This is a genomic window from Streptomyces niveiscabiei (genome assembly GCF_033794345.1).
Classification (GTDB): domain Bacteria; phylum Actinomycetota; class Actinomycetes; order Streptomycetales; family Streptomycetaceae; genus Streptomyces; species Streptomyces niveiscabiei.
Genome location: NZ_JARAYJ010000020.1, coordinates 74190 through 86859, shown reverse-complemented (window position 1 = coordinate 86859; position 12670 = coordinate 74190). Strand labels below are relative to the sequence as shown.

The 12670-nt window shown below is 72.3% G+C and carries 13 protein-coding genes and 1 pseudogene; 6 read left to right on the top strand and 8 right to left on the bottom strand.

Going from position 1 to position 12670, the window contains the following annotated elements; all coding sequences use genetic code 11:
* Nucleotides 1-18: 18 nt before the first annotated feature.
* Entirely contained in the window at nucleotides 19-879 is an 861-nt protein-coding gene (gene folP / locus PV682_RS25795; protein WP_319733834.1) for a dihydropteroate synthase, read from the top strand.
* Nucleotides 880-1197: 318 nt separating this feature from the next.
* Here folP and PV682_RS25790 read toward each other — a convergent pair whose 3' ends face one another.
* The gene (locus tag PV682_RS25790) at nucleotides 1198-1944 is read right to left on the bottom strand and encodes an LOG family protein (protein ID WP_319733832.1); all 747 of its coding nucleotides are present in this window, start codon (nucleotides 1942-1944) and stop codon (nucleotides 1198-1200) included.
* 76 nt (nucleotides 1945-2020) lie between these two features.
* Nucleotides 2021-3097 (bottom strand): succinyl-diaminopimelate desuccinylase, encoded by a 1077-nt coding sequence (gene dapE / locus PV682_RS25785; RefSeq protein ID WP_319733830.1) that lies wholly within the window; start codon nucleotides 3095-3097, stop codon nucleotides 2021-2023.
* Between the two features lie 84 nt (nucleotides 3098-3181).
* On the opposite strand from dapE, the gene PV682_RS25780 reads away from it, so the two are divergent.
* Both PV682_RS25780 and PV682_RS25775 read left to right on the top strand, forming a co-directional pair.
* Complete coding sequence (locus tag PV682_RS25780; RefSeq protein WP_319733828.1) at nucleotides 3182-4138, top strand: heavy metal transporter; 957 nt, start codon at nucleotides 3182-3184, stop codon at nucleotides 4136-4138.
* Nucleotides 4139-4279: 141 nt separating this feature from the next.
* Nucleotides 4280-4720: an ATP-binding protein gene (locus tag PV682_RS25775; protein WP_319733826.1), complete on the top strand. Its 441-nt coding sequence runs from the start codon at nucleotides 4280-4282 to the stop codon at nucleotides 4718-4720.
* A 54-nt stretch (nucleotides 4721-4774) separates the two neighbouring features.
* Here the strand turns inward: PV682_RS25775 and PV682_RS25770 are convergent, their stop codons facing one another.
* Both PV682_RS25770 and fdxA read right to left on the bottom strand, forming a co-directional pair.
* On the bottom strand, nucleotides 4775-5878 hold the full coding sequence (locus PV682_RS25770; RefSeq protein WP_319733954.1) for a bifunctional succinyldiaminopimelate transaminase/glutamate-prephenate aminotransferase: 1104 nt from the start codon (nucleotides 5876-5878) through the stop codon (nucleotides 4775-4777).
* Nucleotides 5879-5956: 78 nt separating this feature from the next.
* Nucleotides 5957-6274, bottom strand: coding sequence for a ferredoxin (gene fdxA, locus PV682_RS25765; protein ID WP_010350536.1), 318 nt, complete (start codon nucleotides 6272-6274; stop codon nucleotides 5957-5959).
* Between the two features lie 141 nt (nucleotides 6275-6415).
* On the opposite strand from fdxA, the gene PV682_RS25760 reads away from it, so the two are divergent.
* From PV682_RS25760 to PV682_RS25750, 3 genes are all read left to right on the top strand, one after another.
* On the top strand, nucleotides 6416-7453 hold the full coding sequence (locus PV682_RS25760; protein ID WP_319733952.1) for a GNAT family N-acetyltransferase: 1038 nt from the start codon (nucleotides 6416-6418) through the stop codon (nucleotides 7451-7453).
* On the top strand, nucleotides 7450-8247 hold the full coding sequence (locus PV682_RS25755) for a transglutaminase-like domain-containing protein (RefSeq protein ID WP_319733822.1): 798 nt from the start codon (nucleotides 7450-7452) through the stop codon (nucleotides 8245-8247). The genes PV682_RS25760 and PV682_RS25755 overlap by 4 nt, the downstream gene beginning before the upstream one ends.
* Before the next feature lie 89 nt (nucleotides 8248-8336).
* Nucleotides 8337-9164, top strand: a complete 828-nt coding sequence (locus PV682_RS25750) for an isocitrate lyase/PEP mutase family protein (protein WP_319733820.1) — start codon at nucleotides 8337-8339, stop codon at nucleotides 9162-9164.
* Nucleotide 9165: 1 nt separating this feature from the next.
* Here PV682_RS25750 and PV682_RS25745 read toward each other — a convergent pair whose 3' ends face one another.
* The 4 genes and pseudogenes from PV682_RS25745 to PV682_RS25730 all read right to left on the bottom strand — a co-directional run.
* Nucleotides 9166-9783 (bottom strand): response regulator transcription factor, encoded by a 618-nt coding sequence (locus PV682_RS25745; protein WP_319733818.1) that lies wholly within the window; start codon nucleotides 9781-9783, stop codon nucleotides 9166-9168.
* The gene (locus PV682_RS25740; protein WP_319733816.1) at nucleotides 9780-10922 is read right to left on the bottom strand and encodes a sensor histidine kinase; all 1143 of its coding nucleotides are present in this window, start codon (nucleotides 10920-10922) and stop codon (nucleotides 9780-9782) included. Before PV682_RS25740 ends, PV682_RS25745 begins: the two co-directional genes overlap by 4 nt.
* On the bottom strand, nucleotides 10919-11659 hold the full coding sequence (locus PV682_RS25735) for an ABC transporter permease (protein WP_319733814.1): 741 nt from the start codon (nucleotides 11657-11659) through the stop codon (nucleotides 10919-10921). Before PV682_RS25735 ends, PV682_RS25740 begins: the two co-directional genes overlap by 4 nt.
* Nucleotides 11656-12525, bottom strand: a pseudogene (locus tag PV682_RS25730) (ABC transporter ATP-binding protein); the annotation flags it as partial. The gene PV682_RS25735 and the pseudogene PV682_RS25730, both read right to left, overlap by 4 nt.
* Nucleotides 12526-12670 lie beyond the last annotated feature (145 nt).

Below are 12670 nucleotides of genomic sequence, written 5' to 3'. Positions count from 1 at the left end.
TAGGAGAGGTCACAGGGGATGCTCAGGCTGGGCAGGCGTGAATTCGGTCCGCACGAACCGGTGATCATGGCGATCGTCAACCGGACGCCCGACTCCTTCTACGACCAGGGCGCCACCTTCGCCGACGAGCCCGCGCTCGCGCGCGTGGCGCAGGCCGTCTCCGAGGGTGCCGCGATCGTCGACATCGGCGGCGTCAAAGCCGGCCCCGGCGAGGAGGTCACCGCCGAGGAGGAGGCCCGCCGGACGGTCGGTTTCGTCGCGGAGGTCCGCCGCCGGTTCCCCGATGTGATCATCAGCGTCGACACGTGGCGCGCGTCCGTCGGCGAGGCCGTCTGCGAGGCCGGCGCGGACCTCCTGAACGACGCGTGGGGAGGCGTCGACCCGGGTCTGGCGGAGGTCGCGGCGCGGTACGGCGCCGGGCTGGTCTGCACGCACGCGGGGCGCTCGGAGCCGCGTACCCGTCCGCACCGGGTCGCCTACGACGACGTCATGACCGACATCCTGGACGTCACCCTCGGCCTCGCGGAACGCGCCGCATCCTTGGGCGTCCCCCGCGAGTCGATCCTCATCGACCCCGGGCACGACTTCGGCAAGAACACGCGGCACAGCCTGGAGGCGACGCGGCGCCTCGGCGAGATGGCCGCCACCGGCTGGCCCGTACTCGTGTCACTGTCCAACAAGGACTTCGTCGGCGAGACGCTGGACCGGCCGGTCAAGGAGCGGTTGATCGGGACGCTGGCGACCACCGCCGTCTCCGCCTGGCTGGGGGCGCAGGTGTACCGCGTCCACGAGGTCGCGGAGACGCGGCAGGTACTCGACATGGTGGCGTCGATCGCCGGTCACCGGGAACCGGCGGTGGCTCGGCGGGGGCTGGCGTAACGGCTCTTACTCCAGCGTGCGCCCTCCGGGCACACCAAGGCCCGCGCGTCCTCCACGTCCTCCAGTTCCGCTGGCGAGATGAGAACCGCGGTCGCCATGTCACGGTCGGTCAGGGTGATGCGTTCGTGCTGGGCGGCCCGGCGGGCAAGCGTTCAGGCCTTGGCGACCAGGCCGGGTTGGCCTGCTTGGACGCCCTGCGTGTAGGCCGCATACTCGGATTCCGTGTGCAGAGCGGCGTCCCATGCGGTGGCGGACCGTGTGGCGGATGGCCCGGCTGGGCCGGCCCCCGGCGCTGTGAGCCGGGGGCCGGCCGGCGGCTCAGCGAGCCGCTTCCTTCGACACCAGCGCGACCGCCTCGTCCACGTCGTCCGTGACGTGGAACAGGAGCAGGTCCTTCTCGGACGCCTTGCCCTCCGCGACGAGGGTGTTCTTGATCCAGTCGATGAGGCCGCCCCAGTACTCCGTGCCGAAGAGGACGATGGGGAAGCGGGTGACCTTCTGGGTCTGGACGAGGGTCAGCGCCTCGAAGAGTTCGTCGAGGGTGCCGAGGCCGCCGGGGAGGACCACGAAACCCTGGGCGTACTTGACGAACATCATCTTGCGGACGAAGAAGTAGCGGAAGTTGAGGCCGATGTCGACGTAGGGGTTGAGGCCCTGTTCGAAGGGCAGCTCGATGCCGAGGCCGACCGAGATGCCGCCCGCCTCGCAGGCGCCCTTGTTGGCGGCTTCCATGGCGCCGGGGCCGCCGCCCGTGATGACCGCCCAGCCCGCGTCGACGAGGGCGTGGCCGAGGCGGACGCCCGCCTCGTACTCGGGGGAGTCGGGCTTGGTGCGGGCGGAGCCGAAGACGCTGATCGCGGGCGGGAGTTCGGCGAGGGTGCCGAAGCCCTCGATGAACTCGGACTGGATGCGCAGGACGCGCCAGGGGTCGGTGTGGACCCAGTCCGAGGGGCCGCCGGCGTCGAGGAGGCGCTGGTCCGTGGTGCTCGCCGTGACTTGGGAGCGCCTGCGCAGGACCGGCCCCAGACGCTGTTCTTCCGGCTGGGGGTTTCCCTCGACCGTCATGTGCGCTCCCTTCACTTGCACTTGCTGGTGGTTCCGTACCTCAGCCTAGATCCGCGGGGGTTACGGACGGGGGACGTCAGCGTGTCAGCCAGGTCCGCAGGCGTTCCTCGGCGTGCAGGATCGCGGCCGTGTCGACGCGTTCGTCGCGCTTGTGGGCCAACAGGGGGTTGCCGGGGCCGTAGTTGACGGCCGGGACGCCGAGGGAGGAGAAGCGGCTCACGTCGGTCCAGCCGAACTTCGGCATCGGGGTGCCGCCGACCGCCTCGACGAAGGCCGCCGCCGCGGGGTGGGAGAGGCCGGGGAGGGCGCCGGGGCTGTGGTCGGTGACCACGAGGTCGTCGTAGCAGCCCGCGAAGACCTCGCGGACGTGCGCGATCGCCTCGCCCTCACTGCGGTCGGGCGCGTAGCGGAAGTTGACGGTCACCACGCACTCGTCGGGGATGACGTTCCCGGCCACTCCCCCGCCGATCCCGACCGCGTTGAGCCCCTCGCGGTACTCGAGCCCGTCGATGACGGGGCGCCGGGGTTCGTACGCGGCGAGGCGGGCCAGGATGGGGGCGGCGGCGTGGATCGCGTTGGCGCCCATCCAGGAGCGGGCGGAGTGGGCGCGCTCGCCCTTGGTGCGGAGCTGGACGCGCAAGGTGCCCTGGCAGCCGCCCTCGACCTGGCCGTCGGACGGCTCCAGGAGGACGGCGAAGTCGCCGGCGAGCCACTCGGGGTGGGCGCGGGCGACGTGGCCGAGGCCGTTGCGGCTGGCCTCGACCTCCTCGTTGTCGTAGAAGATGAAGGTGAGGTCCCGGTTGGGCGCCGGCACCGTCGCGGCGATGCGGAGCTGGACCGCCACCCCGGACTTCATGTCGCAGGTGCCGCAGCCCCAGAGGGTCCCGTCGGGGTCGAGGCGGGAGGGGACGTTGCCGGCGATCGGGACCGTGTCGATGTGGCCGGCGAGGATGACGCGCTCCGGCAGCCCCAGCCCCGTACGGGCGACGACGTTGTTGCCGTGGCGGTCGACCGTCAGGTGGGGCAGCGTGCGCAGGGCGGCCTCGATCGCGTCGGCGAGGGGCTCCTCCGTGCCGCTCTCCGAAGGGAAGTCGACGAGACGCGCGGTGAGCGCGGCGGCATCCAGAGTGAGGTCAAGCGGGGTGTCGGCCATGGTGCCGACCCTAACGCGCCAAGGAGTCGGACCAGTGTTCGCACCTGGCCCGTACGCGACCGTACTCTCCAGTACCTTGTACGCGTGTCAGCCCCGTCCCCCTCCTCCAAGCGCCCTGGCCGCCTGCTGCGTTCGCTGGCCGCGGTCGTCGTCCTGCTCGCCGTCGCGGGCTATGTGGTGGTGCAGTACATCACCGGCGGGACCGGTGACCCGGGCTGCAAAGTGTCCGCCGCCCAGCAGGGCGGGAAGAGTTACGAGTTCACGCCGGAGCAGGCCGTCAACGCGGCGACGATCACGGCGGTCGGCACGAACCTCGGGATGCCGCAGCGGGCGGTGACGATCGCGCTGGCGACCGCGCTCCAGGAGTCCGGGCTGCGCAACCTCGCGCACGGCGACCGGGATTCGCTCGGCCTCTTCCAGCAGCGGCCCTCGCAGGGCTGGGGCACCGAGGCGCAGGTGCAGGACCCGGCGTATTCGGCGGGCGAGTTCTACAAGCACCTCAAGAAGGTCCGCGGCTACGAGGACCTCCCCCTCACGGTCGCCGCGCAGCGCGTCCAGCGCAGCGGCTACCCGGACGCGTACGCCAAGCACGAGCCCGACGCGACCGTCCTCGCCGCCGCCCTCACCGGGCGGTCCGCCGCGACCCTGACGTGTACGGGGCGGCCGGACGCGACCGTCACCGCGACCGGCGAGAGCGCCGTACGGGCCGCGCTCGTACGGGACTTCGGGCGCGACGCGGTCCAGGGGACGGCGGCGGCGTCCACGGCGAGTACGCGCGAGGAGGGGCCGACGGCGACAAGCGGCGGCCAGACCGTCTCGCTCCCCGTCGTCGGCGACACGGCCTCCGCCGGGCGGTCCGTGCCCGAGCGGGGGTGGCAACTCGCGCACTGGGCCGTCGCCAACTCCTCGGCGCTGCACATCCAGCGCGTCACCTACGCGGGCCGGACCTGGGTCGCCGGGAACAGCGACAGCCGGTGGGAGCCGGCCGGCGAGACGCGCGCCGACCGGGAGAAGTCGGTGCGGATCACCACCGGTCAGTAGTGCGAGGGGTACGCCGACCGGGGTGTTCACAGCCCGATAATGCGACGCATTGCCAAGTCTTTACGTTGCTGATCCGCAACCTTCCCGGGGCCTGCGGCTGTTCTCACGGCGTCAGAGTCCGAACCAGCTCGTAGGAGCGACATGTCCTCCCTTCCCCTGACCCGTCGGATCGCCCGTGCCGCGCTGCTCGTCGCCGCTGGGGCGGCTGCCGGGGTCGGTGTGGCCGGCACGGCCAGCGCGGCGCCGGCGGCTCCCCTCTCCGGCCTCGGCGGGCTGACCTCCCTCGACACGGCCGGTGTCTCCAACACGCTCGACAGCACGACGCAGGCGGCGACGGAGACCGCCGGCCAGAACGGGGCGAAGGTCACCGAGCAGGCGGTGCCCGCCGTCGGCAAGAGCGGGGGCCAGGCCGTGAAGAAGGTGACGCCTCCGGCGTCCAAGGCCGCGGGGGCCACGGCGGGCGCCTCGGGCGACCTCGTCGGCGACACCGCCAAGTCCGCCACCAAGGGCGGGCTGCCGACGGACTCCCTCACGAAGGGCGCGCAGACGCTGCCGCTGAAGGGGCTTCCGCTGGGGGGCTGAGACTTCTCGCGCCGCGGGGCCCGGAGGGTGATCACCTCCGGGCCCCGTCGTCCTTCAGGCTGTCGTTCGGACAAGCCTTGCCACCGCGGACTCGACACGCTCGTCCGTCGCGGTGAGGGCCACGCGTACGTAGGTGGCCCCGGCCTCGCCGTAGAAGTCACCCGGCGCCACCAGGATGCCCAACTCCGCGAGGTGCGCCACCGTTTCCCAGCACGACTCGTCCCTCGTCGCCCACAGGTAGAGGCTCGCCTCGCTGTGTTCGATGCGGAAGCCGTGCGCGACCAGCGCGTCCCGCAGCGCCGTACGCCGCGCCGCGTACCGCTCGCGCTGTTCCTGTACGTGCTTGTCGTCGCCCAGCGCCGCGATGACCGCCGCCTGGGTCGGGGCCGACGTCATCATGCCGCCGTGCTTGCGGATCTCCAGGAGCGGGCCCAGGACCGCGGGGTCGCCCGCGAGGAACGCCGCCCGGTAGCCCGCCAGGTTGGACCGCTTGGACAGGGAGTGGACGGACACGATGCCCTCGTACGAACCGCCGTTGACGTCCGGGTGGAGGACCGAGACCGGGTCCGCCTCCCAGCCGAGTTCGAGGTAGCACTCGTCCGAGAAGACCAGGACGCCGTGCTCGCGGGCCCAGGCGACCGTGCGGGCCAGCTCCTCCTTGGTGAGGACCTTGCCGGTCGGGTTCGAGGGGGAGTTGAGCCAGAGGAGCCTGAGGTTCGCGGGGTCGAGGGCCGTGGGGTCGTCGTACACCTCGTAGTCCGCGCGAGCCAGGCGGGCGCCTACCTCGTAGGTGGGGTACGCGAGGCGCGGGTAGGCGACCTTGTCGCCGGGGCCCAGGCCGAGCTGGGTCGGGAGCCAGGCCACCAGTTCCTTGGAGCCGACGATCGGCAGGACGTGGTGGTGGGTGACGTCGCGTGCGCCGAGGCGGGTCTCCAGCCAGGCGGTGATCGCGTCGCGCAGCGCGGGGGTGCCCCAGACCGTGGGGTAGCCCGGGGAGTCGGCGGCGGCGGTCAGGGCCTGCTGGATCAGCTCCGGGACGGGGTCGACCGGCGTGCCCACGGAGAGGTCGACGATGCCGTCGGGGTGCGCGGCGGCCGTCTGCTTGTAGGGGGCCAGCTTGTCCCAGGGGAACGTGGGGAGAAGGTCGGCGAGAGACAACGGGACGCTCACTTTCTGGTACGGCAAACGCCTCGGCCCCTGGAGGGGACCGAGGCGACGGTGCTGAGGCCCGTAGGGTCAGGCCTGCGGCGGCAGCGCGGCCACGAACGGGTGGTCCCGCTCGATCAGGCCCAACTTGCTGGCGCCGCCCGGGGAGCCCAGCTCGTCGAAGAACTCCACGTTCGCCTTGTAGTAGTCCTTCCACTCCTCCGGAGTGTCGTCCTCGTAGAAGATCGCCTCGACCGGGCAGACCGGCTCACAGGCACCGCAGTCGACGCATTCGTCCGGGTGGATGTACAAGGACCGTGAGCCCTCGTAAATACAGTCGACCGGGCACTCCTCGATGCACGCCTTGTCCTTCACGTCGACACAAGGCTGCGCGATGACGTAGGTCACGCTGTCGTTCCTCCTCGATAGGGCGCTGGCGGGCCTCCTCAGGCTCCGCCGCCTGGCGCGCGGGAGCGCGGCGTCGTCGATGCCCGCCACCTAGTATCTCCGTTCTTGGGCATGATCCGAACAGGAGGGGTGGACGGACTCGTGGAAATCCGTGGCGCAGGTCGGCTCAAAGTTCGCATTACGGCTGCTGATGTGGGCAAACGCGTCTCCGTACGGCGAATTTCCGACCCCGCCGTGACGGAGGGGAAATTCACCGACACGGTGGGTGTTCTCACATCATGGGACGACGATGTGGTCGTCATCACTCGCCGGGACGGCGTCGCGGTGCGGATCCCCACAACCTCCCTCGTCGCGGGCAAGGTCGTCCCCCCGGCTCCCGCCCGGCGCCGGGTGCCCGCGGCTTCGTACGAGGAACTCTCGCGGGTCGCCGCGCGTTCCTGGCTGCCGGTCGAGAGCGCGCCGCTCGGGGAGTGGGAGCTGCGGGCCGCCGCCGGCTTCACCCGCCGGGCCAACTCCGTGCTGCCGCTGGGGAGTCCCGGGCTGCCGCTGGACGAGGCGCTGCGGGTGGTGCGGGAGTGGTACGGGGTGCGGGGGCTGCCGGCGTACGTCCAGGCCGGGGACGGGGACGCGCTGTGCGGGGAGTTGGAGGCGCGGGGGTGGGTGCGGGAGGTGACCGCGCGGGTGATGGTCGGGGGGCTGGCGGCGCTGGCGGACCGGGAGGTGCGGGCGGAGGTCACGCTGTCGCGCGAGGCCGGGGCCGCTTGGCTGGGGCGGTATCAGCGCAAGGGGGTGAGCGACGTGGCGTTGCGGGTGCTGGGGAGCGGGGCTTCGGTGTGGTTCGCGGCGGTGGGGGGCGGTGTCGGGGGTGCCGGGGCGGATGTCCCGGGGAGCGCCGCCGGAGGTGCCTCGCGACGTGGTGGGGAGAGCGTCGTCGCCATCGGGCGGTGTGTCGTCGACGGGCGGTGGGCCGGGTTCTCCGCCGTGGAGGTCGATCCCGGGCGGCGGCGGGAGGGGCTCGGGACGGATGTCATGGCCGTGCTCGCGGGGCGGGCGCTGGCGGAGGGGGCGTCGGCCGCCTGGCTCCAGGTGGAGGCCGACAACGCGGGGGCGCTCGCGCTGTACGAGGGGCTCGGGTTCGCCGTCCATCACTCCTACCACCACTACCGGGAGCCGGCGTGAGCTATCCGCCCGGCGAGGTACGGCGGCTCTTCGCCGAGGAGGCGCGTGCCGAGCGGCCCGACCTCGCGACCCTGTGCTTCCTGATCGGCGCGGCGGCGGACCCGTCGCTCGGGCCCGCCGACCTGGACGCCCTCCAGGTCGAACTCGACCGGCTCGCCGGGGAGTTGCCGTACCGTCCCGGCGGCGCCCGCGCATGGGCCGAGGCCGTACGGGTGCTGCTGGGCGAGCGGTACGGCTTCCGGGGCGACGCGTCCGACTACCAGCGCCTCGACTCCTCCCTCCTCCCCCACGTCCTGGAACGCCGGCGGGGGTTGCCGATCCTGCTGTCGGTCGTCTGGATCGAGGTCGCCCGGCGCGCGGGGGCTCCCGTGTACGGCATCGCCGCGCCGGGCCACTTCGTCGTGGGCTTCGGCAACCGCGCCGAGCGGGTCGTCGCCGACCCCTTCGACGGGGGGCGCGTCATGGAGGGCGGGCCCCGGTCCCCCTCGCGCGAGGTGGGCGCCGCCGATCCGCTCGCCGTCGTAGCGCGCATCCTCAACAACGTACGGGCCTGGGCGGGCGGCCAGCTGGAGCGCAGCGCCGACGCGCTGTGGGCGGTGGAGCTGGGGTTGCTGCTGCCGTCGCATCCGGCGCAACTGCGGTACGAGCGGGGCAAGTTGCTGGTGCAGCGCGGGGACTACCTGGGCGGGGCCGAGGAGTTGGAGGGGTACGCGGAGGTCGTGGGCGCGGTCGACGAGGGGGCGGCGGAGAAGGTGCGGGGGGAGGCGTTGGGGGCGCGGGCGCTGTTGAACTGAGTGTGCGGCCCCACGCTCGTGACCAGCGGATCGTACCGATCGTTAGGCGCGCGACAGACGACTCGGAGCAACGCTGGAAGGCCGTCCAGATGCCGTACGGAAGTGCGCTGCGCTCAGCGATCACCGCCCCCGGAACCACTCCCCTGATCGGCGTGTACGACATGTACTCCGCGTCGATCGCCGCCGCCCGCTACGACGGCCTGTTCGTCTCGGGGTTCGGCTTCGCCGCGTCCCACTACGGGCTGCCGGACATCGGGTTCATCGCCTGGCCGGACATCGTCGCCTTCACGGAGCGGCTGCGCTCCGCCTTCCCCCGGCACCACCTGCTCGTGGACATCGACGACGGGCACGGCGATCCCGAGGTCGCCGCCCAGGTCGTACGGCGGCTGGAGCGGGCCGGGGCCTCCGGGGTGATCCTGGAGGACCAGAAGCGGCCCCGGCGGTGCGGGCATGTCGCGGGGAAGCAGGTGCTGCCCCTCGACGAGTACCTCGACAAGCTGGAGCGGGTGCTGGCGTGCCGGACGGACCTCGTGGTCGTCGCCCGTACCGACGCCACCGACGAGGCGGAGATCCTCGTCCGGGCCAAGGCGCTCGCCGCGACCGGCGCGGACGTCGTGCTGGTGGACGGGGTGCGGGACGCCGACGCGATCCGCCGGATCCGTTCGTCCGTCGGCGACAAGCCGCTGCTGTTCAACCAGATCGCCGGGGGCCGCTCGCCCCGGCTGTCGCTGCCGGAGCTGGCGGAACTCGGCGTGGACGTCGCGATCTACAGCACGCCGTGCCTGTTCGCCGCGCACGCCGCGATCGACGGGGCGCTGGCGGAGCTGGAGCGTTCGGAGGGGCGGCTCCCGGCTGTGGCGGGCGGCGCCGTGGGGGTACCGGAGTCGATCGAGCTGCTCAACCGCAACCTGCGCTGATTCACAGCCACCCCTTCTCCCGTGCTATCCGCACCGCCTCCGTCCGGTTGCGTGCCGCCAGTTTCTGGATCGCCATCGAGAGGTAGTTGCGGACCGTCCCTTGGGACAGGCGCAGTTCCGCGGCGAGTTCGGCGTTCGTGCTGCCGTCGGCCGCCGCGCGGAGCACCTCGCGTTCGCGGTCGGTGAGGGGGTTGGCGCCGTCGGCGAGGGCGGCTGCCGCGAGGGTGGGGTCGATGACGCGCTCGCCCGCGAGGACCGTGCGGATGGCCCGCGCGAGCTGGGCCGCGGGGGCGTCCTTGACGAGGAACGCGTCCGCGCCCGCCTCCATCGCGCTGCGCAGGTAGCCGGGGCGGCCGAAGGTCGTGAGGATGACCAGCTTCAACTCCGGGAACTCGCCGCGCAGTTGCGCCGCCGCCTCGATGCCGGTCGCGCCGGGCATCTCGATGTCGAGGAGGGCGACGTCGAGGCCGGGGTGCGCGCGGGCCGCCGCCAGGACCTCGTCGCCGCGCGCCGCCTGGGCGACCACCTCGATGTCGTCCTCCAGACCGAGGAGCGCGGCGAGGGCCTCACGGACCATCGACTGGTCCTCGGCGAGGAGAATCTTGATCGTGCGGGTCATGGGGCGGATCCTACGGGGACGCGGGCGACGAGCCGGAAGCCGTGTTTCGTGCAGGTCGTCTCCAGGGTGCCGCCCGCTTTCTCCAGGCGTTCGGTGAGCCCCGTGAGCCCGTTGCCTGGCGTGCCCGGGGAGCCGCCGGAGCCGTTGTCCTCGACGGCGAGTTCGAGGACGGGCCCGTCGAGGGTCTGGCGCCGGACGAGGTCGACGGCGCACCGGCCCGCCCCGCTGTGCCGGACGACGTTGGTGATCGCCTCGCGCAGCGCCCACGCGAGCGCGGACTCGCTGTCCTCGCACACCCCGTCGAGCGGGACGTCCGCCGGGAGCCGCACCTCGACCCCGGCGGCCGTCAACGCGACGCGCGTGCCCGCGAGTTCGGCGGCGAGCCGGGGCCTGCGGTAGCCGGTGACGGCCTCCCGGACGTCGACGAGGGCCTGCCGGCTGACCTGCTCGATGTCGGCGATCTGCTGGGCGGCCTTGTCGGGGTGCCCGGGCAGCATCCGCCCGGCCAGCTCGCTCTTGAGGGTGATCAGGGAGAGGGAGTGGCCGAGCAGGTCGTGCAGGTCCCTCGCGAGGCGCAGGCGTTCCTCGTTGGCGGCGAGGTGGGCGACGGCCGCGCGGGCCTCGCGCAGTTCCACCGTGGTCCGGATGAGCTGGCGGATGCCGGTCATCGAGAAGCCGCCGAGCAGCGCCGGGAAGAGCAGACCGGCGAGGTAGGCCTTTCCGCCGGGGACCGTGAGGGCGACCCCGGTCAGGAGCGCGGAGGCCGCCGGAATGGTCCAGCGGGCCAGCCGGAACGGGAGCGCGGCGCCGGAGGAGATCGACACGTACACGAACAGGACGAGCCACTCCCGGCCCAGCGTGAGCGCGAGGACCGCCGACTGGGTGGCCAGGACCGCCAGCGAGCCGAGGACCAGCGCGTTGGTCTCGCCCCGGCCGGTGCGGAAGATCAGGGTGAAGTACCAGGCGACGAACGCGGTCAGGCCGATCGCGCCGAGGATCCGGACACCGGGACCGTGGCCGCCGTGCAGGAGGTCGTTGATCGGCGCGCTCAGGTAGGCGAGCCAGATGCTCATCCAGAGGAACTTGACGGCCTTCTGTCTCCTGGTCTGCGGGCGCTGCCCGATGCCGACGCTGCTCACGCCTTCAGCGTGTCCTTCCGGTACAGCCACGCCGCGCCGCCCGTGAAGAGGGCGAAGAACACGGCGAGGGTGACGACGTCCGTCGCGTGCGGCATCTCGCTCTGTTCGATGGAGCGGCCGAGCGCGGCGTACGCGTGCGTGGGGACCCACTTCGCGATGTCCTGGAGCCAGCCGGGGAACGTCGTCGTCGGCATCCACAGCCCGCCCAGGATGGACAGGCCGAAGTAGGTGATCATCGTGATCGGCCGGACCGCGTCGCCGGTCGCGACATAGCCGAGGGCGACGCCGAGCGCGGCGAAGACGAGGCTGCCGGCCCAGATCGCGGCGGTGAGGAGGATCCACTGCCAGGCGTCGAGCCGTACGTCCTTCACGAGCGCGGCGACGGCGAACACGACGACGATCGAGGGGAGGCTCACGACGGCCGCGCTGGCGGTCTTGGCGAGGACGTAGCCCCGGCCGGGGAGCGTGGTGAGCCTCAGTTGCCGGGTCCAGCCGTTCTCCCGCTCCTTGGCGATGCGCTCGCTGTTGCCGGTGAGGGCGGCGGTGAGGGCGCCGAAGGAGGCCATGGAGACCATCATGTAGGTCGGGAGGGTGAGACCCGTGCCGTCGATCTTGTCCTTGGAGTCCGCGCTGCCCGCGATCAGCAGGAACAGGGCGGCGGGGTAGATCACCGAGAAGAAGAGGAACTTGCGGTTGCGCAGGGCGCGGGACAGTTCGAGCCGGATCAGGCTGCTCATCGGGTGCGTGCCTCCTCGGCTTCGGTGATCGCCACGAACGCCTGCTCCAGGCCGAGGCCGGTGACTTCGAGGTTCCTGGGGTAGAGGCCGGTGCCGTACAGGGCGTGGACGGTCGCGTCGGCGTCGGTGGACTGGATGCGGACCGTGCGGCCCGATCCCGCGGCGGAGCCGCTGTTGGACACGGTGAGCGCGGTGAGGAAGGGCAGGTCGCGCAGGGTCTGCGGGATCTCGCCCGCCAGGTCGAAGGAGATGCGGCGGGCGCCCGCCTTGGCCTTGATCTCGGCGGCCGTGCCGTCGGCGAGGAGGCGGCCCCGGTGCAGGACGAGGACGCGGTCGGCGATCGCGTCGGCCTCCTCCAGGTAGTGCGTGGCGAACAGGACCGTGCGGCCCTGGTCGGCCTGTTCGCGCATGGTCGCCCAGAAGCCCTGCCTGGTCGTGACGTCCATGCCCGTCGTCGGTTCGTCCAGGACGATCAGGTCGCTGTCGCCGGCCGTGGCGAAGGCGAAGCGGACGCGCTGGGCCTGGCCGCCGGAGAGCTTGTTCATCTTGCGGTCGGCGATGGCGGTGATGCCGGCGCGGGCCATCACGTCGGCCGGGCGGTAGGGGCGGGGGTGCAGGGCGCAGGCGAGGCGGACGAGTTCGGCGACCGTCACCTCGTCCATCAGGCCGCCGCTCTGGAGCATCGCGCCGACCTTGCCGGCGACGATCGCCTCACGCGGCGTGGCGCCGAACAGGCGGACGCTGCCGCTGTCCGGGGTCTTCAGGCCGAGCAGGAGGTCCAGAGTCGTGGACTTTCCCGCGCCGTTGGGTCCGAGCAGCGCCACGGTCTCCCCCGGGCGCAGGTCCAAGGTCAGGGCGTCGACGGCGCGTACCTCGCCGTACACCTTGCTGACCTGGTCGAACGCGACCACCGAAGCTGTCGTTGTCATGCGTCCATGGTCGCCTCGCGGACCTGGTCACGCACAGTGTGGAACGTACGGAATGCCGCATGACTTCTGTCATGCGGCACCC

Excerpts from the sequence above, each read along its gene's own strand:
- PV682_RS25735 (WP_319733814.1), bottom strand. The coding sequence starts at position 11,659 with ATGAGCAGCCTGATCCGGCTCGAACTGTCCCGCGCCCTGCGCAACCGC.
- dapE (WP_319733830.1), bottom strand. The coding sequence starts at position 3,097 with ATGGCCGACACCCCGCTTGACCTCACTCTGGATGCCGCCGCGCTCACC.
- PV682_RS25745 (WP_319733818.1), bottom strand. The coding sequence starts at position 9,783 with ATGACCCGCACGATCAAGATTCTCCTCGCCGAGGACCAGTCGATGGTC.
- PV682_RS25790 (WP_319733832.1), bottom strand. The coding sequence starts at position 1,944 with ATGACGGTCGAGGGAAACCCCCAGCCGGAAGAACAGCGTCTGGGGCCG.
- PV682_RS25775 (WP_319733826.1), top strand. The coding sequence starts at position 4,280 with ATGTCCTCCCTTCCCCTGACCCGTCGGATCGCCCGTGCCGCGCTGCTC.
- PV682_RS25750 (WP_319733820.1), top strand. The coding sequence starts at position 8,337 with ATGCCGTACGGAAGTGCGCTGCGCTCAGCGATCACCGCCCCCGGAACC.
- folP (WP_319733834.1), top strand. The coding sequence starts at position 19 with ATGCTCAGGCTGGGCAGGCGTGAATTCGGTCCGCACGAACCGGTGATC.